Annotated in this window: 18 protein-coding genes; 7 read left to right on the forward strand and 11 right to left on the reverse strand. The window is 59.8% G+C overall.

Annotated features, from left to right (window positions below; genetic code table 11):
• Positions 1–71 precede the first annotated feature (71 nt).
• Entirely contained in the window at positions 72–428 is a 357-nt protein-coding gene (locus tag DLM45_RS12820) for a HesB/IscA family protein (protein WP_181337479.1), read from the forward strand.
• A 96-nt stretch (positions 429–524) separates the two neighbouring features.
• Here the strand turns inward: DLM45_RS12820 and DLM45_RS12825 are convergent, their stop codons facing one another.
• Together DLM45_RS12825 and DLM45_RS12830 are read right to left on the reverse strand one after the other, a co-directional pair.
• Complete coding sequence (locus tag DLM45_RS12825) at positions 525–2,171, reverse strand: DEAD/DEAH box helicase (RefSeq protein WP_181337480.1); 1,647 nt, start codon at positions 2,169–2,171, stop codon at positions 525–527.
• Between the two features lie 321 nt (positions 2,172–2,492).
• Complete coding sequence (locus DLM45_RS12830) at positions 2,493–3,167, reverse strand: aquaporin (RefSeq protein WP_181337481.1); 675 nt, start codon at positions 3,165–3,167, stop codon at positions 2,493–2,495.
• Between the two features lie 368 nt (positions 3,168–3,535).
• Between DLM45_RS12830 and DLM45_RS12835 the strand changes: the two genes are divergently transcribed.
• Positions 3,536–4,954, forward strand: a complete 1,419-nt coding sequence (locus DLM45_RS12835; protein ID WP_181337482.1) for a fatty acid desaturase family protein — start codon at positions 3,536–3,538, stop codon at positions 4,952–4,954.
• 54 nt (positions 4,955–5,008) lie between these two features.
• Here DLM45_RS12835 and parE read toward each other — a convergent pair whose 3' ends face one another.
• Together parE and panC are read right to left on the reverse strand one after the other, a co-directional pair.
• Positions 5,009–7,018: a DNA topoisomerase IV subunit B gene (parE, locus tag DLM45_RS12840; protein ID WP_181337483.1), complete on the reverse strand. Its 2,010-nt coding sequence runs from the start codon at positions 7,016–7,018 to the stop codon at positions 5,009–5,011.
• A 160-nt stretch (positions 7,019–7,178) separates the two neighbouring features.
• Positions 7,179–8,039 (reverse strand): pantoate--beta-alanine ligase, encoded by an 861-nt coding sequence (panC, locus tag DLM45_RS12845; protein ID WP_181337484.1) that lies wholly within the window; start codon positions 8,037–8,039, stop codon positions 7,179–7,181.
• Positions 8,040–8,213: 174 nt separating this feature from the next.
• Here panC and putA point away from each other — a divergent pair, with 174 nt between their 5' ends.
• Positions 8,214–11,387, forward strand: coding sequence for a bifunctional proline dehydrogenase/L-glutamate gamma-semialdehyde dehydrogenase PutA (putA, locus tag DLM45_RS12850; RefSeq protein ID WP_181337485.1), 3,174 nt, complete (start codon positions 8,214–8,216; stop codon positions 11,385–11,387).
• Positions 11,388–11,449: 62 nt separating this feature from the next.
• Here putA and DLM45_RS12855 read toward each other — a convergent pair whose 3' ends face one another.
• Positions 11,450–13,261, reverse strand: coding sequence for a serine hydrolase (locus DLM45_RS12855; protein WP_181337486.1), 1,812 nt, complete (start codon positions 13,259–13,261; stop codon positions 11,450–11,452).
• Positions 13,262–13,940: 679 nt separating this feature from the next.
• On the opposite strand from DLM45_RS12855, the gene clpS reads away from it, so the two are divergent.
• The 3 genes from clpS to DLM45_RS12870 all read left to right on the forward strand — a co-directional run bounded on the left by clpS (position 13,941) and on the right by DLM45_RS12870 (position 17,649).
• The gene (clpS, locus tag DLM45_RS12860) at positions 13,941–14,312 is read left to right on the forward strand and encodes an ATP-dependent Clp protease adapter ClpS (protein ID WP_210269843.1); all 372 of its coding nucleotides are present in this window, start codon (positions 13,941–13,943) and stop codon (positions 14,310–14,312) included.
• Between the two features lie 7 nt (positions 14,313–14,319).
• Positions 14,320–16,767, forward strand: a complete 2,448-nt coding sequence (gene clpA / locus DLM45_RS12865) for an ATP-dependent Clp protease ATP-binding subunit ClpA (RefSeq protein WP_181337487.1) — start codon at positions 14,320–14,322, stop codon at positions 16,765–16,767.
• 201 nt (positions 16,768–16,968) lie between these two features.
• Positions 16,969–17,649: a GNAT family N-acetyltransferase gene (locus DLM45_RS12870; protein WP_181337488.1), complete on the forward strand. Its 681-nt coding sequence runs from the start codon at positions 16,969–16,971 to the stop codon at positions 17,647–17,649.
• Here DLM45_RS12870 and DLM45_RS12875 read toward each other — a convergent pair.
• The 5 genes from DLM45_RS12875 to DLM45_RS12895 form a co-directional block, all read right to left on the reverse strand.
• Positions 17,642–18,283: an NAD(P)-dependent oxidoreductase gene (locus DLM45_RS12875; RefSeq protein WP_181337489.1), complete on the reverse strand. Its 642-nt coding sequence runs from the start codon at positions 18,281–18,283 to the stop codon at positions 17,642–17,644. The two genes, DLM45_RS12870 and DLM45_RS12875, sit on opposite strands and share 8 nt — an antisense overlap.
• Positions 18,284–18,363: 80 nt before the next feature.
• Positions 18,364–18,789: an HIT family protein gene (locus tag DLM45_RS12880; RefSeq protein ID WP_181337490.1), complete on the reverse strand. Its 426-nt coding sequence runs from the start codon at positions 18,787–18,789 to the stop codon at positions 18,364–18,366.
• Positions 18,790–18,834: 45 nt separating this feature from the next.
• Positions 18,835–20,007 carry a GNAT family N-acetyltransferase gene (locus tag DLM45_RS12885; RefSeq protein ID WP_181337491.1) on the reverse strand — a complete coding sequence of 391 codons (1,173 nt, stop codon included), beginning with the start codon at positions 20,005–20,007 and terminating at the stop codon, positions 18,835–18,837.
• A 108-nt stretch (positions 20,008–20,115) separates the two neighbouring features.
• On the reverse strand, positions 20,116–20,865 hold the full coding sequence (locus DLM45_RS12890; protein WP_181337492.1) for a glycerophosphodiester phosphodiesterase family protein: 750 nt from the start codon (positions 20,863–20,865) through the stop codon (positions 20,116–20,118).
• 4 nt (positions 20,866–20,869) lie between these two features.
• On the reverse strand, positions 20,870–21,331 hold the full coding sequence (locus DLM45_RS12895) for a RidA family protein (RefSeq protein WP_181337493.1): 462 nt from the start codon (positions 21,329–21,331) through the stop codon (positions 20,870–20,872).
• A 120-nt stretch (positions 21,332–21,451) separates the two neighbouring features.
• Between DLM45_RS12895 and DLM45_RS12900 the strand changes: the two genes are divergently transcribed.
• Positions 21,452–22,327: a cell envelope integrity EipB family protein gene (locus DLM45_RS12900; protein ID WP_181337494.1), complete on the forward strand. Its 876-nt coding sequence runs from the start codon at positions 21,452–21,454 to the stop codon at positions 22,325–22,327.
• Between the two features lie 32 nt (positions 22,328–22,359).
• On the opposite strand, the gene DLM45_RS12905 is transcribed toward DLM45_RS12900, so the two are convergent.
• Positions 22,360–22,656 carry a DUF3572 domain-containing protein gene (locus DLM45_RS12905; RefSeq protein WP_181337495.1) on the reverse strand — a complete coding sequence of 99 codons (297 nt, stop codon included), beginning with the start codon at positions 22,654–22,656 and terminating at the stop codon, positions 22,360–22,362.
• Positions 22,657–22,672: the final 16 nt, after the last annotated feature.

Below are 22,672 nucleotides of genomic sequence, written 5' to 3' on the forward strand. Positions count from 1 at the left end.
TATATTGAAACTGGTCGGCGACTCGAATTCTGGAGGCCTATGTGCCCTCACTTAGAATAATGCCCAAGGTCATGACCCTCACCGATGCGGCTGCAAAGCGCGTCGCGACGTTGCTTGCGCAGAAGCCGGGCGTGAAAGCGCTCAAAATCGGCATCAAGAAGGGCGGTTGCGCGGGCATGGAATACACGATGACGTGGGCGGACGAGATCGGTAAATTCGATGAGATCATCGAGGATCGCGGCGCTGTCGTGCTGATCGATCCGGCCGCGATCATGTATCTGCTTGGCACGGAGATGGACTTCAAGACCGACAAGCTGTCGTCTCAGTTTGTGTTCAACAACCCGAACCAGAAGAGCGCGTGCGGCTGCGGCGAGAGCGTGAACCTCGAGCCGGTTACGCCTGAGGGATTTGCTCCGGCGGATCGGTGAAGCGCCGCATAGCTTCGGACGTTGCAACAGTCTGGCCCAAACAAAATGGCGGACGCATTCCTGCGCCCGCCAATATTTTTGTTCGTGATTTTGCGCTTAGCCGCGGCCGGGAACCTTCAACGGGCGCGCGGGGCGGCGCATGAAGGCCGGAACGTTTTCGGCGAAGCCTAAGCGGTCATTGTTGCCGCCCTTGCGTTCCGCTTGCTCGGGACGCGAAGATTCCGTCGCGGCAGGGCGCGCCGTCTTCGCATGCGAGGACTTCGGCTTGGGTGCGTCGGTCCAGGCGTCGGCGCGGCGTTCTTGCTGACGTGGCGCAGAACGGGCCGGAGCGCGGCGCGGCTTGCCTTCAGCCGTGGCTGCGGACGCAGGTTCCGGCGTTGCTGCGATGGTCGGTTGTTCCGCAGGCGGGCGACGCTCGCTTCGGGCGGGCCGTTCGTTACGCTCGCTGCGCTGCTCGCTCTGTTCGCCAGCTGGCTTTGAGCGGGGTGCGTTGCGGGCTTCGCGATCGCGTCCGCCGCGCGGTGCTGGTGCGGATTTGCTACCGCTGCGTCCGCCACGGCCGCGGCGGCGTTTTCCGGCGTCGGCAATGTCTTCTTCGCTGGGTGCATCGCCAAGCCATACGGCGCCTTCCCCGGTGACCTTCTCGATGTCTTTGACGAACTTCAGATCATCCGGGCTGACGAGTGAGGCCGAAAAGCCTTCCCGGCCTGCGCGTCCTGTGCGGCCGATGCGATGAACGTAGTCATCAGCGGCCCAAGGAAGATCAAAGTTGAAGACGTGCGATACGTCCGGAATATCCAGTCCGCGTGCCGCGACATCCGAAGCGGCCAGCAACTGAATTTCACCTTTACGGAAGCGTTCGAGCGTTTCGGTGCGCCGGCCCTGGTCCATGTCGCCGTGCAATTCGCCAGCGTTGAAGCCGTGTTTGCTCAACGATTTGTAGAGCACGGCGACATCGCGTTTGCGGTTGCAGAAGATGATGGCGTTCTTGACGTTGCCATCGCGGATCATGTTGCGGAGCGTGTCGCGTTTCGACCAGTCTTCACCGTTGGCGCAATAGATGAAGCGCTGCGTGATGGTTTTCGCCGTCGTTGCCGGTTTGGCGACTTCGACACGAACCGGTTCTTTCAGGAACTGATTGACGAGCCGGGTGATCTCCGGCGGCATCGTGGCTGAGAAGAAGAGCGTCTGGCGGCGGGGCGGCAGAAGCTTGCAGATCTTCTCGATGTCCGGAATGAAGCCCATGTCGAGCATGCGGTCAGCTTCGTCGATGACGAGAATTTCGACGCCCATCAGCATGATGCGGCCGCGGCCGAAATGATCAAGCAAACGGCCGGGTGTCGCGATCAGAACGTCGACGCCGCGGTCCAGCTTCTTGACCTGCTCGTCCATCGAGACGCCGCCGATCAACAGGGCGACCGCGAGCTTGTGATTGACGCCGTACTTCTCGAAGCTCTGGGCAACCTGCGCGGCGAGTTCGCGTGTCGGTGCCAGGATAAGCGAGCGGGGCATTCGGGCCCGCGCACGTCCGGATTCTAGCCGGTGGATCATTGGAAGGACGAACGATGCCGTCTTTCCCGTGCCGGTCTGAGCAATGCCAAGTACATCGCGGCCCGTGATGGCGACCGGTATAGCGGCGGCTTGAATCGGGGTCGGGATCGAATAACCGGCAGCCGTCACAGCTGCCTGAACCTTGGGAGATAATCCAAGGTCAGCAAACGTCTTGCTTTCCAAAAGTCCCATTCTCCATCTGCGCGAAGCGGATTACCCGGTGCAGATACATCGGGTTGGTAGACAAGAGCGCAGGGGGACAGTGCCGAAAAGGTACTAAGCCAAATGGGGAGGGCGGATCAAAATAGCGTAAAAAATGCGCAATAATCGATCCCCTGCGCTCCGGCACGATCGGGTGCTCGCATACATCCCGGTCGAACGCAAGAAAAAGCTCTTGTGCGCGACACGGCGCCCGCCCGTTTCACTTAGGTTTCTGAGCAAAAGGCGAGGCCTGGGACGGATGGCCGATCGAAATCCGCCATCCGTAATATCGTGATCGCTCTTTGAGACGAGTTACTTATCGTCGAGCATCCATTTGGCGAAAAGGCCGCCGATGACGCCGCCGAGAATGGGCGCGACCCAGAACAGCCAGACCTGCGACAAGGCCTCGCCGCCCGCGAACACAGCCGGTGCGAAGCTGCGGACCGGGTTCACGGAGGTGTTCGAGATCGGGATCGACATCAAGTGGATGGCGGTCAAGGCGAGGCCGATGGCCAACGGAGCCAGCAAGCCCGGTCCGCTCGCACGCGTGACGCCGACAATGACGACAAGGAAGAACGCAGTGAGTACCGTTTCGATGATGAAGACTTGCGGCAGCGTCGCTTTCAGCATCGAGAGTTCGCCGTAGCCGTTGGCTGCGAAGGTCGCGCTGGTGTGGCCGATAAGCGAGAATACCCCAGCGGCAGCAAGCCCGCCGATAACCTGGGCGATGATGTAGGGGATCGCCTTGCCGATTTCGAAGCGGCCAGCGGCGACGAGGCCTAGCGTTACGGCCGGATTATAATGGCCGCCGGAAATATGGCCGATCGCGTAAATCGTGACGGCAACGGTGATGCCAATCGAGAATGCAACGCCAATGATGCCAGCTGGGCCTGCTGGGGCTCCAAACGAGTAGAATGCCGACCCCAAAATGGATGCGACCAGCATGAAGGCGCCGAAAGCCTCGGCTGCAAGTGCTCTGTTGTTCATATCTTCCCCTCTCAATCCCTGCGACATTGCGGTTCAGGCAGCGGAGCGGGACGATTGCCGTTCTAGCGCCGCTTCGCACATCTAAGTAAAACTGCCTATGTGATCCGCGAATCACACGTGTGCGCACGGGAAATTACCCGTGGTGGTGCGACAGAGCGAGATATATGCTGGAGTCCTGGGCGGGCGAGCCGGGGGAAATATCGTAAATTGCCCGCTTCATGGCCTGGCGAGTTCGTTCGTCATATTGGCTGGATTGACTTTCCGCCAGATGTTCGCTGCCATACCTTTGCATTTAGTGTGTCGTGAGCGAGTTCTCTCCTGCCTGATTCGCGTTTGGCGCGATTCCTTTTGCCACGAGGACACGATTAATGACGGCCAATGCAGCCTCTGCTCTTCGGAAGTCAGATCCGAAGCAAACGTCTGCGCCTGTGGAAGCGCTGGGCGGGGACGTCTCACGGCGCTCCAGAGTGATGCGATCGGAGGCGATCCGCGAACTCAAGGTGCGGGATAATCGCACGAACTTCCAACACATCGGCTTCGTTTATCTCGTCATCGCCGCGTCGTTGGTTGCAACGATCTGGAGTTATCATCTCGTTGCGGAAGCTGGCCTCGGCTGGTGGTGGAATATCCCGATGACGCTGTTTGCGATCACGGCAATCGGGGCGTCGCAGCACCAGTTCGGTGGCGTCATCCATGAAGGTACGCACTTCATTCTGTTCGAGAACAAGACTCTGAATGAGCTTGCCTCGGATTGGCTTGCTGCTTTTCCGATTTATACGTCGACCTTCCATTTCCGCTTGCATCATCTCGCGCACCATCAATTCATCAATGATCCGGTGCGCGATCCGGATTTTGCGCAGTTGCATGACAGCGGGCACGATCTCGATTTTCCGATTACGCATTTCGAGATGCTGCAGGCGTTGGGAAAGCAACTCTGGCTGCCTAACCTTTTCCGCTACACGCTTGCGCGGGCGCGTTACAGCGCGCTCGGTACGGTCAACAATCCTTACGTGGATCGCGAGCGGCGCGGCGAGCGCCTGCCGACGCTTGCCGGTATCATTTATGCGGTTGGCGCGCCGGCGGTTTCGATTCCGTTGCTACAGTCGGGCCATGGTGATTGGGCGTTTGCCGCACTCGGTGCAATGACGTTGCTGGTGATTACCTATTTCGCGCGGCTCGACGAAAGCAAACTTCCTCATGCGCATGTCGAGACGGTTATTTCGCACCGGGTGACGAACATCAGCCGCGTCGTCTTTATGGCGATTGTCTATTTCTCGCTCACTGCGGTCGAGGTTTCCGGTCTTGCACCCGCGTGGACGTATTTCGGGCTCTTCTGGATCGTGCCGCTCTTCACGACGTTTCCGCTCTTCATGATCATGCGGCAGTGGGTGCAGCACGGAAATGCGGACCGCGGACGTTTTACGAACTCACGCGTGTTCCTGGTCAATCCGTTTATTCGCTACGCCGTATTTCCGTTCGGCATGGATTATCATCTGCCGCATCACATCTACGCGTCCGTTCCGCACTACAAGCTGCACGGACTGCACGAGCTGTTGCTGCAGGATCCGGAATATCGGGAAAAAGGCATTGTCGTCGAAGGGTACTTCAACTCGCCCCACGGTGATGTCGAAAATCGCAATCCGACAGTGATCGAGGTTTTGGGCGAGAAGTACGCGCCGAAAGCATCGGAAGAGATCTTCGTCGATACTGAGACGCTCGAATATGCGCAGGTGAAGAATCCTGCGGCGATCGCGCGCGAAAACGCGGACTCTCTGCGGGAAAGCTGAAGGTCGGAGACGCGCTTTGTTTACACGCGCGTCATCCGTTCGATTCCTCAGCGATCAGATGTCGAGGTCTTTGGCGAAGGCCGCATTTTCCTGAATGAAGCGGAAGCGCGCTTCGGGCTTCGATCCCATCAGCGAGTTCACGACATCGGAAAGGCCTGAGCGCTCGCCTTCGTCAAGCGCGATGCGCAGAAGCGTGCGCTTGCTCTTATCCATCGTCGTTTCCTTCAGGTCCTTGAAGTCCATTTCTCCAAGGCCTTTGAAGCGCGTCACCTTCGGCTTCTTGTTTTTGAAGCGTTCTGCGATGATCTGGTCGCGGAGCGCTTCCGTGTGGGCGTAGGCGACGTCGCTCTTGTCGGAAATTTTGTAGAGCGGTGGCACGGCGAGGAAGAGATGCCCGTTCTCAATCAGCTCGGGCATTTCCTGGTAGAAGAACGTGATCAGCAGCGACGCGATGTGCGCGCCGTCGACGTCCGCGTCCGTCATGATGATAACGCGCTCGTAGCGCAGGTCGTCGTCGCGATACTTGGAACCCGTTCCGGCGCCGAGAGCCTGGATGAGATCGCCGAGGAGCTGGTTCTGCTGCAGCTTGGCCGAAGACGCGTTCGCGACGTTCAGGATCTTGCCGCGCAACGGTAGAACCGCCTGGGTTTCGCGGGCGCGCGCACTTTTCGCGCTGCCGCCAGCCGAGTCGCCTTCGACGATGAAGATTTCCGTTCCCGCAGCTTGCTGGATGGAGCAATCCGCAAGTTTGCCCGGCAGACGCAGCTTACGCGTTGCCGATTGGCGGCCGATCTCTTTCTCGCGCCGCCGCTTCAGCCGTTCTTCCGACTGATCGATGGTCCATTCGAGCAGCTTCGTCGCTTGTTGCGGGGAATCGGCGAGCCAATGATCGAAGGCATCGCGCACCGCAGTTTCGACAATCCGCGTCGCTTCGACGGTTGCGAGTTTGTCTTTGGTCTGGCCTTGAAATTCCGGTTCACGGATGAAGACCGAGAGCATCGACGCTGCGGAGCCCATCACGTCTTCGGAGGTGATCTGTATGGCTTTCTTGTTGCCCGTCAGTTCGCCGTAGGCGCGCAGCCCCTTGTAGAGCGCTTGGCGCAAGCCGTTCTCGTGCGTGCCGCCTTCGGCCGTCGGAATCGTGTTGCAGTAGGAGAGCGAGAAGCCGTCGTCATCCGAAATCCAAGCAACGGCCCATTCCACAGAACCGTGGCCGCCGTCCTTTTCGACGCGCCCCGAGAAGATGTCCTTGGTGATGCGCGTCCGGCCGTCAATCGACGCGACGAGGAAGTCGCTGAGGCCGCCCGGAAAATGCAGGATGGCTTCGGCGGGCGTGTCATCCTTGATGAGCTCGGGTGCGCACTTCCAGCGAATTTCGACGCCGCCGAATAGGTAGGCTTTCGAGCGTGACATCTTGAAAAGACGGGCAGGGCGAAACGCGGCGCCCTTGCCGAAGATCTTTTCGTCCGGCTTGAAGCGCACTTTCGTGCCGCGCCGGTTCATGATGCTGCCGAGCTTTTCGAGCTTCGTCTGCGGCACGCCGCGCGAGAACACCATGCGATAAAGCTGCTGCTCACGCGCGACCTGGATTTCGAGCGTTTCCGACAGTGCGTTGACGACCGAGACGCCGACGCCGTGCAGGCCGCCCGAGGTATTGTAGGCCTTGGAATCGAACTTGCCGCCCGCATGAAGGACGGTCAGCACGACTTCGAGCGTGCTGAGGCTTTTGTTCTTCGGATAGGGGCCGACCGGGATGCCGCGACCGTTATCCGTGACGGACAGAAAGCCATCGGCCGAAAGCTCGACCTCGATCCATGTCGCGTGGCCCGCGACGGCTTCGTCCATCGAGTTGTCGATCACCTCGGCGAAGAGGTGGTGCATCGCCTTCTCGTCGGTGCCGCCAATGTACATGCCAGGACGGCGGCGAACGGGCTCCAGCCCTTCGAGCACTTCGATATCGTGTTCGCTGTAACCTGCTGTCTCGGCGGGTTTTCTGGCGCGCGACGATTTTTCAGTCATTTCGCTGTCGATTTCCGAAAAGAGATCAATCTGCGATCGGCCCATTTGCAGCCCTCGATGATATCGCGACGCCAAGCACCGTTCGGGAAACCGGGCGGCCCGACGCACGACAGAGGTCCGCTGAGGCGAATCTTGGAAACGTCCTTATAGCGTGCGTCGGGCTCTGCGCCAGCACGCCCAGTGGGCTTTGTGGCCGCGGTGCAACTCAGGCTGGGGTTTGGACCGCGACGTTATCGATCAGGCGCGTCTTGCCGAGCCACGCGGCCGCGAGAACCCGAAGCGGCCGGTTCGCACCGGCGGCAGGCGCCAGTGTTTCGGCGTCGCGGATTTCCACATAGTCCACTTTCGTGAAGCCCGCCGCGCGCAGCGTTTCGACCGCCGACACGGTGGCGACGGTGATGGCAGTGCCGCCCGCAACCCGTTCTGCCACATCCGATATTGCGGCGAAAAGAGCGGGCGCGGCGGCGCGTTCGGCGTCTGAAAGGTAGGCATTCCGCGAGGAGAGCGCGAGGCCGCTTGCTTCGCGCTTTGTCGGCGCTGCGACGAGCGTCACCGGTATATTCAGGTCTTTGACCATCTGCCGCAGGACAGCGAGCTGCTGATAGTCTTTTTCGCCGAAGATCGCGATGGACGGCCTGACCTGGTTGAACAGTTTGCAGCAGACCGTTGCGACGCCGTCAAAATGCTGCGGGCGGAAGGCGCCTTCGAGGTCAGACGCGGCGCTTCCGGCTTTTACGCCTGTTGAGAAGCCGCCCGGATACATCTCTTCGACGCTTGGGCTCCACACGAGATCGGTGGCGACGGTCGCGAGCTTTTTCATGTCGCCCGCTTCGTCGCGCGGGTAGCGCTCGAGATCCTCATGGGGCGCGAACTGCGTCGGGTTCACGAATACGGAGACGACGGCCTTGTCGGCTTTGGTCTTCGCGAGTTCGACGAGCGAGAGGTGGCCGGTGTGCAGCGCGCCCATTGTGGGAACGAGCGCAACCGTTTTTCCCGACGCCTGCCATCCCTCCACGATCCTTCGCAGATCCTGAACGGTGCGCACGGTTTCGATCGAATCACTCACGATGGGCTCCCGGGCGAAATTTGAGGATGTCCTGCCGGGATAGCAGGTGGCACGTCAAGGGAATAAGACGCTCGATGTGCGGTAAGGCTAGCGGCAAGGGCCGGGTGATCTGCTAGTCTGGAGCGCTGGGCGAATCGAGAATGATTAGCGCGCCCTTATTTCAGCGGGTTGAACATGGTCGCAGCACTGCGGCGCGAAGACATGGATCGCGGACTTCCTCCAAGGGATGAGCTTGCCTCACAATATCTTGCTCCCGAGCATCGCCTCGTTGGGGCGCTGATCGAGCGGGCGTTCTTCGCCGAAGACGAGCGCCAGCGCATTGCCGATATCGCTCGCCGTCTGGTTCTGACGGCGCGGGCGGACAAAGGCAATCATGCGGGCGTCGATGCCTTCATGCACGAGTACGGTCTCGCGACCGACGAAGGCGTGATGCTGATGTGCCTTGCGGAGTCACTCCTGCGAGTGCCCGACAGCGAAACGGCCAACGCGCTTATCGCGGACAAGATTTCGAGCGGCGCGTGGGACAAGCATCTCGGCAACTCCGACAGTATGTTCGTCAATGCTTCGACATGGGGCCTGTTGTTGACGGGCCGCATCATGAAGCTGAAGGAGGCGAAGGGCGCAAATCCAGTGCAGGCGATGAAGCGCTTGCTGGTGCGCTCCGGCGAACCGACAATTCGGGTTGCGGTGCGCCAGGCCGTGAAGCTCCTTGGGGAGCAGTTCGTTCTCGGCACGACGATCCAAAGCGCATTGGCGCGCGCGCGCAGTTCTGCCGAAGGCTACCGCTATTCCTACGATATGCTGGGCGAGGCAGCGCGCTCAGAGCATGACGCAGAACGCTATTTCCAGCGCTACATGGAAGCGATCGATGCAATCGGCGCGGACGCTGGTCCGTTCACCGCGACCAACGCGGATGCGATTTTCGAGCGGCCTTCGATTTCAGTGAAGCTTTCGGCGCTGCATCCGCGGTTCGAGCCTGGAAAAGAGCGGCGGCTGCGTTCCGAACTCATGCCGCAGCTTTTGACGCTGGTTCGTGCCGCGCGCGCGAAAGGTCTAGGGCTGACCATCGATGCGGAAGAGCAGGACAGACTGGACCTGACCGCCGCCCTTTTCGGAGAGGCGTTCGTCAACCCGCATCTCGATGGCTGGCATGGTCTCGGCATCGCGGTTCAGGCGTATGGCAAGCGCGCCATTCCGATGATCCGCTGGTTGCGGCGTCTCGCTGAGCAGACCGGAAAACGTATTCCGGTAAGGCTCGTCAAAGGCGCTTACTGGGACAGCGAGATCAAGCTGGCGCAGGAACGCGGTCTTGAAGATTATCCGGTGTTCTCGCGCAAGCTGCACACGGATGTTTCGTATCTTGCCGCGATGCGGCTGCTGATCTCGGATCCAACAGCGTTCTACCCCCAATTCGCCACGCATAATGCGCACACGATTGCGGCAGCGTCGGTTGCGGGCGGATCGGTCGAATTCGAATATCAGCGTCTGCACGGCATGGGTGAGGCGCTCTTTGCGCAGATCGCCGGGTCGGATCAGTTCGATAGACCGTGCCGGATTTATGCGCCCGTTGGCGGACACGAAGATCTGCTCGGGTATCTCGTGCGGCGGCTGTTGGAGAACGGCGCGAATACGTCGTTCGTCAATCGGCTTGGCGATGACGAAACGTCCGTTGCGGACATCATCGCCGATCCCGTCGAAATCGCTGACCGCGAATACACACAGGGCGATCGGCCGATCCTCATTGCACGGCCGCGCGATATCTTTCTTCCAGAGCGCAAGAACAGCGCCGGGCTTGCACTCACGGAAGCGAGTGTGCGGCGCGCGTTGTTAGATGACGCGGCGAAAACGTTGAAGACGCCTTTCGCGGCGGGTCCTATCGTCAGCGGCAAGGCGACAACCGGTGGCGAAGTTGCGGGCCTAGTTGTTTCACCTCACGATCATCGCGAACGCATCGGTACGGTGCGCCTCGCGACTCCGCAGAACCTGGAGGACGCCGTCGCGGCGGCCACGGGTGCAGCGTTCAGTTGGGAGCGGACGCCCGCAACAGAGCGTGCGCGCATCCTTGAGGCGGCTGCGGATCTTTTCGAGAGAGACCGTGCGAAACTGATTGCGGCGCTCATTCGCGAGGCAGGCAAGACGCTGGACGCTGCGCACGGCGAAATTCGTGAAACGGTCGATTATCTTCGCTACTACGCAACGCAGGCGCGGAAGCTGTTCGCCGAACCGATCACGCTCAGAGGGCCGACGGGGGAAGAGAATACGCTCGCGCTTCGCGGGCGCGGACCATTTGCCTGCATATCGCCGTGGAATTTTCCGGTTGCGATTTTTACGGGGCAGATCGCGGCGGCACTGGCGGCGGGGAATACGGTTATCGCCAAGCCCGCCGAGCAGGCACCGATTGCGGGATTTCTCGCGGTCTCCCTATTGCACGAAGCGGGCGTACCTGCTGGTGCGCTGCACTTTGTTACGGGAGGCGGGAAGCTCGGGGATGCTCTCGTCCGCGATCCGCGCATTCGTGGCGTTGCTTTTACCGGCTCGAACGAGACGGCATGGGCGATCCAGCGGGCTCTTGCAGAACGGCGTGGCGTTATCTGCCCGTTTATCGCGGAGACCGGTGGGATTAACGCGATGATCGCGGACTCGACAGCTCTGCCAGAGCAGGTCGTGCGAGATGCGGTGCGCTCGGCTTTCGACAGTGCCGGGCAGCGGTGCTCGGCGGCGCGCGTGCTGTTCGTGCAGGACGACAACGCGCCCCGCATTCGTTCGATGCTGGCCGGTGCGATCGAGGCGCTCGACGTCGGCGATCCACTCGACTACGCGACTGACATTGGTCCTGTGATCGATGAAGCCGCGCAGGATATGCTCGAAAGTCATAAAGTCCGGATGCAGCGCGAAGCCCGCGAGATCATCGATGTCGCGATGCCGGAGTCCTGCCGTGCCGGAACGTATGTGACGCCTGCACTCTACGAGATCGACCGCTTTGCGAAACTCGACACGGAAGTTTTCGGGCCGATCCTTCATCTGGTGCGATACGAGCGTGGGCATCTGGACAGGGTGATCGAGGCGTTGAACGCAACCGGCTACGGCCTCACGCTTGGCCTTCATAGCAGGATCGAAAGCGTGGCTGATTACGTGGCCGAGCATGCGCGCGTCGGCAATCTCTACGTCAACCGCAATCAGATCGGGGCGGTGGTCGGCGTGCAGCCGTTCGGCGGCGAAGGATTGTCGGGCACGGGCCCGAAGGCGGGCGGACCGAACTATCTTATGCGGTTTGCAACTGAACGGGTTGTTTCGACCGATGTTACCGCAACCGGGGGCAACTACACGCTGCTTTCGGGCAAGACCTGAGGGTTGTTGTTTTTTGCGCCTTCCGACTCCCGATGGGAGCCGGCAGGAAGGCGCGGGCGCGGCTACTCGCTCGCCATCACGAAACAATCGACGCCGCGGCGGCGAAGCTCGGTGCAGGTTTTGCTGGCGCGTTGGGCATCAAACCCTGCGAAGCGGGCACGATAGATCTGATGGCCGTCCTTCACAGCCGGATGCGTGACAGATGCCACGCCCGACAGAAGCTGCTTGGCGCGATCCTGGACTGACGACAACGCGCGCTGGGCGTCATCGATAGAGCCATAGGCGCCTATCTGGACTTCGTATCCACCGCCGCGGACAGCAACCCTCGGGGCGTCATTGCGGACCGGCGTCGCACTTCCGCGAAGGGCCGCAGCTTGGGCGTTGAGCGTGGACGGTGCGAGACCGCGTACGAAACCTTGTGCGGACGGCTCAGCGGCGGAGTTTCGTGGCCGGGGGAGTGGCTGTGAAAACGCGACGGGCTGGGCCTGCTGTGACACGTCAGATTCAGGCATCGCGTCCGATGCGCCGAGCATGGCGACCTGATTTCCGATCGGGGCCGGGCGGCGTGCGGTCGTTGCCTCGGGCTCGTTCGATGCCATTGCGCGGTCGCTGACGAGGCTTTTGCGCGCAAAAGCCGGGATCGTGGCTGGTTGTTCGCTATCGCCGACGCGGATGTCACCGGGGCGATCTGCCTGAGGCGGTCTGCCGGGACGTTCGAGTGTATCGCGCGCAGGAGCAAATGGCGCGGTGCGCTGCTCAGGCGCGGCGCTTTCCATGTCGGTCGAGTCGTCCGATGGCGTCGCGGCGTTCGGCTTCATCAGAATAGGAACGTTGCGGACTTTGTAGACTTGGATCGGCGTTTCGCGGGAACCTGGCTCATCGGCGGCGTCTGGTTGTTTTGCTTCGGCGACGGCCGTTTTCCGGCTTGGTGCGGCGAGCCGTGGTGCTGGCGGCGGCGTGGCGGACGCGACGCGCGGCTGTTCGATGCGTGCCGGCCGGACTGCGGCCTTTGGATCAATTTTGAGCTTGGCTATCAGAAGGGGTTTGCGCGTCTTGTGTGTCGACGCGCGCGTAAGTGTTCTGGTCAGCAGTACGCGCATTTCAGCGTTGCGCGATGCGGCGGTCTTGCCGCCGAGGACGACGCCAACCACATGACGGTTGCCGCGAACGACCGACGTCACCAGATTGAATCCAGACGCGCGCGTGTAACCCGTTTTGATGCCATCAACGCCTTGGAAGGTGTTCAGCATTGTGTTGTGGTTGCGGTAGGTCTTTTTGCCGTACTCGAACGAGCGCGTCGCAAAGAAGGGATAGTAGGACGGGAAATCGTCCATCAGACGGATGCCCAGGGTCGCCATGTCGCGCGCGCTCGATACGTGATCGGGATCGGGCAGGCCGGACGGATTTCTGAAGTGCGTCTTCGTCATGCCGAGATCGCGGGCGCGCGCATTCATCAGGCGTATGAAATTGGCTTCCGAGCCGCCGATCTTCTCAGCCACTACGACCGCGACATCGTTCGCGGATTTCGTGACGAGTGCCTTGATAGCGTCGGATACGGTGATGCTTTCGCCAGCCTTCAGATCGAGCTTCGACGGCGCGACATTGGTCGCGGCCTTTGAGACGATCATCCGGTCCGACATTTTCAGCCGGCCATTCTGTAGCATTTCAAAAGTGAGGTAGAGCGTCATCATCTTGGTCAGAGATGCGGGATGACGGACGGCGTCGGCATTCTCGTCGTGGAGGACCGCGCCGGTGTTGGCGTCGATGACCAGGGTGGCATGGCGCGGGTCCTGCTTCGCGGCGTCAGCTGACGGCGCAAACAGGCTTGCTAGCAGCGCAATACACAGCGCTAACGCGAACGCTCGTCGGAACACGACGTCCAATCCCTCTGCCCGTCTCCAACGAGACGGATTTGACTGCCTCTCGTACCTCGAGGTTTGCCGAAACGGCTCCCGAGGCTGGCCCCACCCGTTGAATTTGTGAGTAGAGCACTGTTTTTAGGCACCTTTTAGGCGCCGGAGGCGATCCGGGCCGGAGAAGGTGCGAAAAGGAGCTTACGTGAGAGGGACTGAAGTAACGTTAAAAGAAACGGTAAATTTAGGATAACCACATGGCCCACTCGTGCGTTTTCAGGCTGAGGCCGCGAGAAGGCGGGTTTGCCAAGATCGGATTGAGTCTCTGTGTGGCGCAAGCGCCGTCGGGAGTGCCGATTGCAAGGGCAACACGCGGTCGCGGTCTCTAGACGTCGGTTTAGATTGCCGGGCGGACAACGGACTTTTGGATAAACCGGCTGAATAACACCAAAGCATTTGGCGAGGTGTTCCGGCGTCCTGTTTTTTGCCAGTGTAAATGCTTATATTGGGATCAGTTTGGAGCGGATAATCCATTGCGCGTGACAGGCAGGGTTTGGGCGGCCGCAGGAAGCCCTTATTTGGGTGGAAGGCGTAGCCATTCTGCCGCCAGCGCGCAGGGGTTGTTGGCTAAATTTGAAGCGTGCGCGGAGGCAGAAAGTCCGCAAGTCGCGACATGGAACAGGAGCATAGAAACTTGCGTATGGCGGCAGTCATCCGGCTCGCAGGAAATTCCGACGATCCGCCCAAGGGACCGCGCCGCGACGACGGCGATAGCGATGGCAAGACTGGCATCGTTACAAAGACGCGGCCGAAAACCAAGAAGCCGAACCTCTACAAAGTGCTGCTGCTCAACGACGACTTTACGCCGATGGAGTTCGTGGTGCTCGTTTTGCAGCGGTTCTTCAACAAGGGACAGGAAGACGCGACCCGCATCATGCTGCACGTTCACCACAAAGGTGTCGGAATCTGCGGCGTCTACACATACGAGGTCGCTGAAACCAAGGTGACGCAGGTGATGGACTTTTCACGTCAGCATGGCCACCCTTTACAGTGCACCATGGAGAAAGAGTAGGACTCGATTGACATCGCTCTCCAAAAATCTCGAAGCGTCTCTGCACCGCGCGGTGCAGTATGCAAACGTACGCCACCACGAGTTCGCGACCCTCGAACATCTGCTTCTAGCGCTTGTCGATGATCGCGATGCCGCTGCGGTCATGCGTGCTTGCTCAGTCGATCTCGAACAGCTGCGTGCGCGGCTGATCGAATACCTCGACAACGAGCTGAAGCCGATCGTGTCGAAGTCGGCGCGTGATGCGCATCCGACGAATTCGTTCCAGCGCGTCGTTCAGCGAGCGATCGTGCATGTGCAGACTTCGGGCCGGGAAGAAGTGACGGGGGCAAACGTGCTCGTCGGCATTTTCTCGGAGCGGGAGAGCCATGCCGCGTATTTCCTGCAAGAGCAGGAGATGACGCGGTTTGATGCTGTTCAGTACATCGCACACGGCATCGCGAAGCGGCCCGGCATGTTCGAGCCGCGCACTGTCCGTGGCGTTGACGATGACGTCAGTGCGGTTGAGGGCGAAGAGAAAAAGCCCGGCGACGCGCTCAACACCTATTGCGTGAACCTCAATAAGAAGGCCCGCGACGGCAAGATCGATCCGTTGATCGGCCGCGAGTCAGAGGTTATGCGCACGGTTCAGGTGCTGTGCCGCCGCCAGAAGAACAACCCGCTGTTCGTCGGCGATCCCGGCGTCGGCAAGACGGCGATTGCGGAAGGTCTTGCGCGCAAGATCGTTAGCGGCCAGGTGCCGGACGTTCTCAAGGGCGCAACGATCTTTGCACTCGACATGGGTGCGTTGCTGGCTGGCACGCGGTATCGCGGCGACTTCGAAGAACGGCTGAAGGCCGTGATGAAGGAAGTCGAAGCGTTTCCTGGCGCCGTTCTGTTCATCGACGAGATCCACACCGTGATCGGTGCGGGCGCGACGTCTGGCGGCGCAATGGATGCGTCGAACCTGCTGAAACCTGCGTTGCAATCGGGCACGCTGCGTTGCATCGGGTCGACGACGTACAAGGAGTATCGCCAGCACTTCGAAAAGGATCGCGCGCTTGTTCGCCGGTTCCAGAAGATCGACGTCAAGGAACCGACGGTCGAGGATGCGATCGAGATCCTGAAGGGTCTGAAGTCGGTCTTCGAGGACTATCACCGGGTCAAGTACACGAACGAAGCCATCAAGGCGGCGGTCGAGCTTTCCTCGCGCTACATCCATGACCGCAAGCTGCCCGACAAGGCGATCGACGTGATCGACGAGACGGGTGCGTCGCAGATGTTGGTGCCGGAGAATAAGCGCCGCAAGAAGATCACGACCAAGGAGATCGAGGCGACGGTTGCGGTAATGGCGCGGATTCCGCCAAAGACTGTGACGAAGAACGACGCCGAGGTCATCGCGCATATCGGTCGCGATCTGAAGCGGTTGGTGTTCGGTCAGGACAAGGCAATCGAGGCTCTGTCGAGCGCCATTAAACTGGCGCGGGCCGGGCTGCGTGAACCTGAAAAGCCGATCGGCTGCTATCTGTTCTCGGGCCCGACCGGTGTTGGCAAAACGGAAGTCGCGAAACAGCTCGCCAACCTCATGGGCGTCGAGTTGCTGCGCTTCGACATGTCGGAATACATGGAGAAGCACACGGTTTCGCGTCTGATCGGTGCGCCGCCAGGATACGTTGGCTTCGATCAGGGTGGTCTGTTGACCGATGGCATCGATCAGCATCCGCATTCGGTGTTGCTGCTCGACGAAATCGAGAAGGCGCATCCGGATCTGTTCAACATCCTGCTGCAGGTGATGGACCACGGCAAATTGACGGATCACAACGGCAAGTCCGTTGATTTCCGTAACGTGATCCTGATCATGACGACGAACGCGGGTGCGTCCGACATGGCTCGTCCGCCGATGGGCTTCAATCGCTCGAAGCGTGAGGGCGAGGATACCGAAGCGGTGACGAAGCTCTTTACGCCGGAGTTCCGTAACCGTCTCGATGCCATCGTGCCGTTCTCAGGTCTTCCGCCTGAGATCATCTCGCAGGTCGTCGAGAAGTTCATCTTCCAGCTGGAAGCGCAGCTTGCGGATCGCAGCGTCTCGATCGAACTTTCGGAAGAGGCGACCGCTTGGCTGGCGGAGAAGGGCTACGATGAAAAATTCGGTGCCCGTCCGCTTGCGCGCGTGATCCAGGAGCACATCAAGAAGCCGCTGGCGGAAGAGCTGCTGTTCGGCAAGCTCGAAAACGGCGGAACGGTGAAGGTGCTCGTGAAGGGTACCGGGCCGGATCGCGAGTTGGCATTCGAATACCTGCCGCTCGATCCGTCGGCGAAGCGTAAGTCGACTGAAGACGAGGAAACGGACGAAGATGGTCCGATGCCTGTTCTGGCCGATGCAACGCCGAAGAAGGCATTGGCTGGCCCGAAGGAAAAGGGCGACAAGAAAGAGTCAGGCGCCGTGCCCAGCGTTCCGCGCAAGAAGAAAGACGATTGAGGTTGCGCCTCACGGAGCGCTTCTTGCTCTGAATGCAAATTGAGAAATTGAAACGCGCCGGTGATCCCGGCGCGTTTTGTTTGCGCATGCTGACTATCCAGTGTTTGGATTTGCGGGCTGCCAGGATTTCAGTTGAATCCACTTTTGGGTATGCGCTCAGGTGCGGATCCCGTTCGGTCGATAAGAGCAGAGCATGGGCGAATGAGTGACGATCTCTCCAACTGGACGCACCGGGCGCGTCCCGAACGCCTTGTCTTGGATGGCCGATATGCGCGGCTTGAGCCTCTCGATCCTGCGAAACACGGAGACGCTCTGTTTGAACAAGCGGTAGCGCCAGGCGTCGAAGAGCGCTTTCGCTATCTGTTCGACTTGCCGCCTGCAACGCGCGATGGCTTTCAATCGCGCCTCGAAACGATGGCGCAAAGCCGCGATCCGCTGTTCTGGGCGGTGGTCGACAAGGCAAGCGGACGCGCTTCTGGCTGGCAGTCGTTTATGCGTATCGAGCCGGTGCACGGGGTTATTGAAATCGGGTCAATCCTTTGGGGCCCTGCAATTGCGCGAACGCGCGTCGCGACCGAAGCGCTCTATCTCTTTGCGGCGCATGCGTTCGAAGACCTTGGCTATCGCCGGTTCGAATGGAAATGCCATAACGACAACGAGCCTTCCAAGCGAGCTGCGCAACGCTTTGGCTTTTCGTATGAGGGGCTGTTTCGCCAGCACATGGTTGTCAAAGGAGGCAACCGGGACACCGCCTGGTTCGCGATGCTCGACCGGGATTGGCCAGCGATTAAAGCAAGCTACGAAGCTTGGCTGGCGCCGGAAAACTTTGACGATAACGGATGGCAAAGGTTGCGACTGAAGGCGAGCGTCGCGGCTAGTTGATGAGCAGCGGCGCGGTTTGAAATGAGGATTTGTCGTCGATGTGCTTGACGAGAAAATCGGCGACGTCGGCGCGCGAGATGAATCCGCCGCGCCAATCCTTTGGTTCTATCAGGACTTTGTAGGTGCCAGTCGCCGCGCCATTTGTGAGGCCGCCGGGGCGGGCGATGGTCCAGTCCAGTCCGCTTTTCATGACGAGGTCTTCGGCGATGTCCTTGTCATTGTAGACGCGCTGTAGAAGCAGCGGAAAAATCAGATTGTCGTAGAGAGGATTGATGCGGCCGCGGCTGTTGCCCGCGCCAGCGCCGGTCACCAGTAGCAGGCGGCGAACGGTGGCGTCGCGCATGGCGTCCACGAGTATACGCGTGGCGCTTGAGAACAATGTTGTTCCGAAGATGAGATCCGACGGACTCGAGACGCCGAGGCTTTGGATGACGGCGTCGGCGCCTTGCAGAGACGAGATGACTTCCTCGGGGACGAGCGCGTCGCCTGTGATCTTCGTGAGCTTGGGATGCGTGAGCGCGATTTTCGGCGCTGATCGCGCGAAGGCGCGGACTTCATGGCCCGCCATAAGCGCTGTTTTCACCGTTTCTAATCCGATACCACGGCTGGCACCGAAGACGACGATCACGGACATGGCAACGCTCCGTCGTTAAACGGAGACCGTAACAGATTATCAGGCGAATGCCGAGTGCGGTCGTGGAGGGGCGCTTCGTGCTACGATTTCGACAGCGCGGCTTTCAGCTTTTCCGCATTTGCGGCGAGAACAGCGTTGTCTTCCATCTGTCGCGCATGTGTGATGAGAGACTGGCCCGCGTAACGCGGGATGACGTGAAAGTGCAGATGGAATACCGTTTGGCCACCGGCTTCCTCGTTGAACTGCGCAATAGATACGCCATCTGCAGCGAATGCCGATTTGGCGGCTACGGCGACCTTCTGCACCAAGGGCACAATTTTGCTGAGGACCGAAGGGTCTGCGTCGAGCAGATTGCGTGATGCTGCTTTCGGAACAATCAACGCATGGCCGGGAGATTGCGGCATGACATCCATGAAGACGATTGCATCGTCGTCTTCGTAGACCTTGTGGCTTGGAATTTCGCCGCGCAGGATTTTGGCGAAGATATTGTTTGAATCATAAGCCATGCGAGGTGTCCGCAATGATTGGGCGATGCCGGTCGTCGGCGCGCTTCAGCTTTCGTCTTTGCGATAGGGGCCGAGGTCGGTCAAGTCCGCGTTATAGCGAGAAACCATATCGCGTTCGCGACGGAGAGCTTGTTCGACGGCGCGGCGGAACGCGGGATCGGCGATCCAATGGGCTGAATACGTTTCGACGGGCAGGTACCCGCGTGCGAGTTTGTGTTCGCCCTGTGCGCCCGCCTCGACGCGCGGAAGCTTGTGGCGAATGGCGAAATCGATTGCCTGATAGTAGCAGACCTCGTAATGGAGAGCGGGTATGTGTTCGATTGCGCCCCAATAGCGGCCGAACAGGCAATCACCGCCGATCAGGTTGAGCGCGCCGGCGATGTAGGTGCCGTTGCGTTTGGCCATGATGAGGAGGCAGTGCTCGGGCATCGTGCGGCCGATTTCGGAGAAGAACGCGCGGTTGAGATATGGGCGGCCCCACTTGCGGTCGCCGGTGTCCATGTAGAACGCGAACATTGCGTCCCAGTGCGCTTCGGTGATGGCGGATCCCGTCACCTCTTCGATTTCTATTCCGGGGGCTCGTGCGGCCTCGCGTTCTTTTCGGATCGCCTTACGTTTGCGCGACGATAGAGTGGAGAGAAAATCGTCGAACGAGCCGTAGCCCCGATTGTGCCAATGAAACTGCTGCCCGGTGCGGAGAAGAAATCCAAGAGCCTGTAATCTCTCGGCCGTTTCTTTCGTGAGGAATGTCATGTGTACGGACGAAAGACCGTTCTGACGCGCGACTTCAATGGCGGCGGCGGCTAGAAGCTGTTCGTCGGAATTTGCACGCGCACCGGGTTTGACGAGAAGACGCGGTCCAGGAACGGGCGTGAACGGTACGGCGACCAGCAGCTTCGGATAATAACGGCCGCCTGCCTGGGTGTACGCTTCAGCCCAATTATGATCGAAGACGTATTCGCCTTGGCTATGTGCCTTGGCGTAGGCCGGAGCGGCGGCCGATACGTGACCGTTTTCGTCTTCGATCAAGAGATGGCGCGGATACCATCCGGTGCCTGTGCCGACGGAACCTGAGTCTTCTAGCGCGCGCAGAAACGCGTGGCTGACGAATGGATTGAACGTGACTGGATCGGGATTGGCACACGCGTTCCAATCATCGGCATCGACCGTGGCGAGCGATGTTATGAGTTTGACTGCAGTTTCGTCGGCTGAGGGCATCTTTGCTGAGGTAAGACTAGGTCGACGTGTATGCAACTCCCTGTTGCCATGAGATCGAAGCGGTGAAAAGGCGTAGGAGTTCGGATGCGGGATCACGGTTCCGCGAAATCAGGGCTCGAAGCCTTCAAAGATCATCGCGTCGGCCCACGCCGCAGCAATGCGTCGTTGCTTTGGCGTTCGTACGGTCCACGTCAGCAGCGGCAGACCGGCGACGTGGCGAGCGTATTCCGTGACCGGCGTCGGAAGTGCGTTGACTTCGTAAGCGTAGAAGTCTGGTGCAACGGGTCCGGCTTCCAACAGATTGCGCAGTGCTGCGCTTCGCTTCCGTCCGATCTGCTGCATCCACCATCCGGGGCCCGAGTAGCTACCGGAGACGATGCCGCGCGGAATGGCGGGTGCCAGATTTTTTATGACGGCCATGACCGCCGGATCGAACGACATCAACGCGAGCGGCCCGCGATATGCGGAGGCCAGGTTTGCAACCTTGGTGAGGAACGATTTGTTCGGTGGTTCCCATTCGCTTTTGATTTCGACGAAGAGCGGAACACGTCCGGAGACCATGTCGAGAAGCTCAGCGAAGGTAAGCACCGGTTCACCACCAACGCGATGGCGTATCGCTCTCAAGTCATGCGCGGAAAGATTCAGTAAAGCGCGCCGGTCGCCCGTCAGGCGTCGTAGCGTCTTGTCGTGAAATACGACCGGCAGACCAGCGGCAACCGGCCGTATATCGCATTCGATGCCGTAGCCCTTGTCGATTGCTGCAAGGAATGCAGGGCCGGTATTTTCAACGATGCGGCGTCCGCCATCGTGCAAACCGCGATGGGCGACCGGACGCAGGAACGTCTCACGGTCGAGCATCGGATCAACGGATCTTGAATATGGCGTCGATTTCGACGCTTGCGCCGAGCGGGAGAACGGCGACGCCGACTGCCGAACGGGTATGGCGGCCAGCATCTCCGAGCACTTCGACCAGCAGATCCGAAGCACCGTTAATCACGCCGGGCTGTCCGGTAAATCCCGGCGCAGAAGCGACAAAGCCCGTGAGCCGCAAAACCTGGACCACGCGGTCAAGGTCGCCGAGGGCGGCCTTTGCTTGAGCGAGGAGGCTGAGGGCGCAGAAACGCGCTGCCCGGTTACCTTCTTCAGGCGAGACGGTATCGCCTAACAATCCCGTAATCATTGCGCCACTATCATTCTTCGAGACCTGGCCCGATATGAAAAGCTGGTCGCCTGAGATAAGGTAGGGAACATAATTAGCGACGGGTTGAGGCGCCTCCGGGAGTTTCAATCCCAGGTCTGCCAGCCTTTTTTCGGTAATCGACATGCGCGGCTCCATTCGGCGTTTTCTGTTGTGCTTGTGGTCGCGCTGCCCTCTCTTTGCAATGCCTTTATTGTGCCGGTAAGCTGCTGCCGGAAGATGTTGGAGAACAAGGTGCGCCGAGCGATGACACATCGGATTCAAGCGGCGGCGGTCGCCGTTTGCATGGGGCTTGCCGCATTTGCGGCGCCGGTCAGCGCGACGGAGGCTGGCGATGACACGGTGCACTTTCAGCCGCATCGGGCCGTCTATGAATTGTCTCTCGATAACGCGAACGCGGGCTCAGGCGTAACCGGCATCACGGGCCGCATGGTGTACGAACTCAAGGGTTCCACGTGCGATGGTTACTCGCAGGACATGCGCTTCGTAACGGTGATGACCAATCAGGAAGGCACCGATACGACGAGCGATCTCAGAAATTCGAGTTGGGAAGACGTGGGCGGCAAGAAGCTTCGGTTTTCTTCAACGCAGTATCAGAACGATGAACTGGCCGATGCGAGCCAGGGCGATGCTGCGCGCACCAAAGGCACGACGCCGGTCGTGGGCGTTGATCTCGTAAAGCCCGCCAAGAAACGTTTATCGCTGCCGACAGACATCTATTTTCCGATGCAGCATGCAACGTCGCTGGTTCAAGCGGCGAAGAGCGGCGTAAAGCTTTTTCCAGCCAATCTCTATGACGGTTCGGAAAAGGGCGAGAAATACTATCTGACGAATACGGTCATCGGCAAAGCGATTGCGCCTGGCGCAAATCCGCTTTCATCGAAGATCAAGGGTGCAGATAAGCTTGCTACATCCGAGTCCTGGCCGATGACGATCGGTTATTTTGAAGCCGGGAAGGACCACGAAGATCAAATGCCGGCTTATGAATTGTCATTCCGGTATTATGAGAACGGCGTTACGAGCGATCTCAAAATCGACTACGGCGAGTTTGCGATCCGTGGGGACCTCAAAGAGTTGATGTTCCTTGAGCCGAGCAAGTGCTCGGAGAAGACGCCCCGCTAGGATTTGATTGCTGGCGTGTGCGTTGGCGTCCGTCAGTCGTTGAAAGCGGTGCCGCCGAGAAGAGCGTATGCGGGCGCAACGGTCTCCGGTTGAACACCGGCTTCCTGGCAAAACATCAGCAGCAGGCTTTCGTCCGACAGCAGATAATCAAGTGCGGACGTTTGCAACTCGGGGGCAAGCGCATCTTGGCGGAGATCCGCGAGGGATGCGCCGGTGAGCGCCAGGAACCGCGACGTGCGCTCGGGTTCGGTCAGCAAAAATGTAAGCACCTGCAACGCGAGCGCTTCAGCGTTCTCTCGATTCAGTTTTTTCCGATCCTGCCACGTCATGCTCACGTCCGTTTGT

This window comes from Hyphomicrobium methylovorum (assembly GCF_013626205.1).
Taxonomy (GTDB): Bacteria; Pseudomonadota; Alphaproteobacteria; order Rhizobiales; family Hyphomicrobiaceae; genus Hyphomicrobium_B; species Hyphomicrobium_B methylovorum.

What these genes read in the sequence shown, in the direction of transcription:
- DLM45_RS12820 (WP_181337479.1), top strand. Translation starts at nt 72, where the DNA reads ATGACCCTCACCGATGCGGCTGCAAAGCGCGTCGCGACGTTGCTTGCG.
- DLM45_RS12825 (WP_181337480.1), bottom strand. Translation starts at nt 2,171, where the DNA reads ATGGGACTTTTGGAAAGCAAGACGTTTGCTGACCTTGGATTATCTCCC.
- DLM45_RS12830 (WP_181337481.1), bottom strand. Translation starts at nt 3,167, where the DNA reads ATGAACAACAGAGCACTTGCAGCCGAGGCTTTCGGCGCCTTCATGCTG.
- DLM45_RS12835 (WP_181337482.1), top strand. Translation starts at nt 3,536, where the DNA reads ATGACGGCCAATGCAGCCTCTGCTCTTCGGAAGTCAGATCCGAAGCAA.
- parE (WP_181337483.1), bottom strand. Translation starts at nt 7,018, where the DNA reads ATGGGCCGATCGCAGATTGATCTCTTTTCGGAAATCGACAGCGAAATG.
- putA (WP_181337485.1), top strand. Translation starts at nt 8,214, where the DNA reads ATGGTCGCAGCACTGCGGCGCGAAGACATGGATCGCGGACTTCCTCCA.
- clpS (WP_210269843.1), top strand. Translation starts at nt 13,941, where the DNA reads ATGGCGGCAGTCATCCGGCTCGCAGGAAATTCCGACGATCCGCCCAAG.
- DLM45_RS12870 (WP_181337488.1), top strand. Translation starts at nt 16,969, where the DNA reads ATGAGTGACGATCTCTCCAACTGGACGCACCGGGCGCGTCCCGAACGC.
- DLM45_RS12875 (WP_181337489.1), bottom strand. Translation starts at nt 18,283, where the DNA reads ATGTCCGTGATCGTCGTCTTCGGTGCCAGCCGTGGTATCGGATTAGAA.
- DLM45_RS12880 (WP_181337490.1), bottom strand. Translation starts at nt 18,789, where the DNA reads ATGGCTTATGATTCAAACAATATCTTCGCCAAAATCCTGCGCGGCGAA.
- DLM45_RS12885 (WP_181337491.1), bottom strand. Translation starts at nt 20,007, where the DNA reads ATGCCCTCAGCCGACGAAACTGCAGTCAAACTCATAACATCGCTCGCC.
- DLM45_RS12890 (WP_181337492.1), bottom strand. Translation starts at nt 20,865, where the DNA reads ATGCTCGACCGTGAGACGTTCCTGCGTCCGGTCGCCCATCGCGGTTTG.
- DLM45_RS12895 (WP_181337493.1), bottom strand. Translation starts at nt 21,331, where the DNA reads ATGTCGATTACCGAAAAAAGGCTGGCAGACCTGGGATTGAAACTCCCG.
- DLM45_RS12900 (WP_181337494.1), top strand. Translation starts at nt 21,452, where the DNA reads ATGACACATCGGATTCAAGCGGCGGCGGTCGCCGTTTGCATGGGGCTT.
- DLM45_RS12905 (WP_181337495.1), bottom strand. Translation starts at nt 22,656, where the DNA reads ATGACGTGGCAGGATCGGAAAAAACTGAATCGAGAGAACGCTGAAGCG.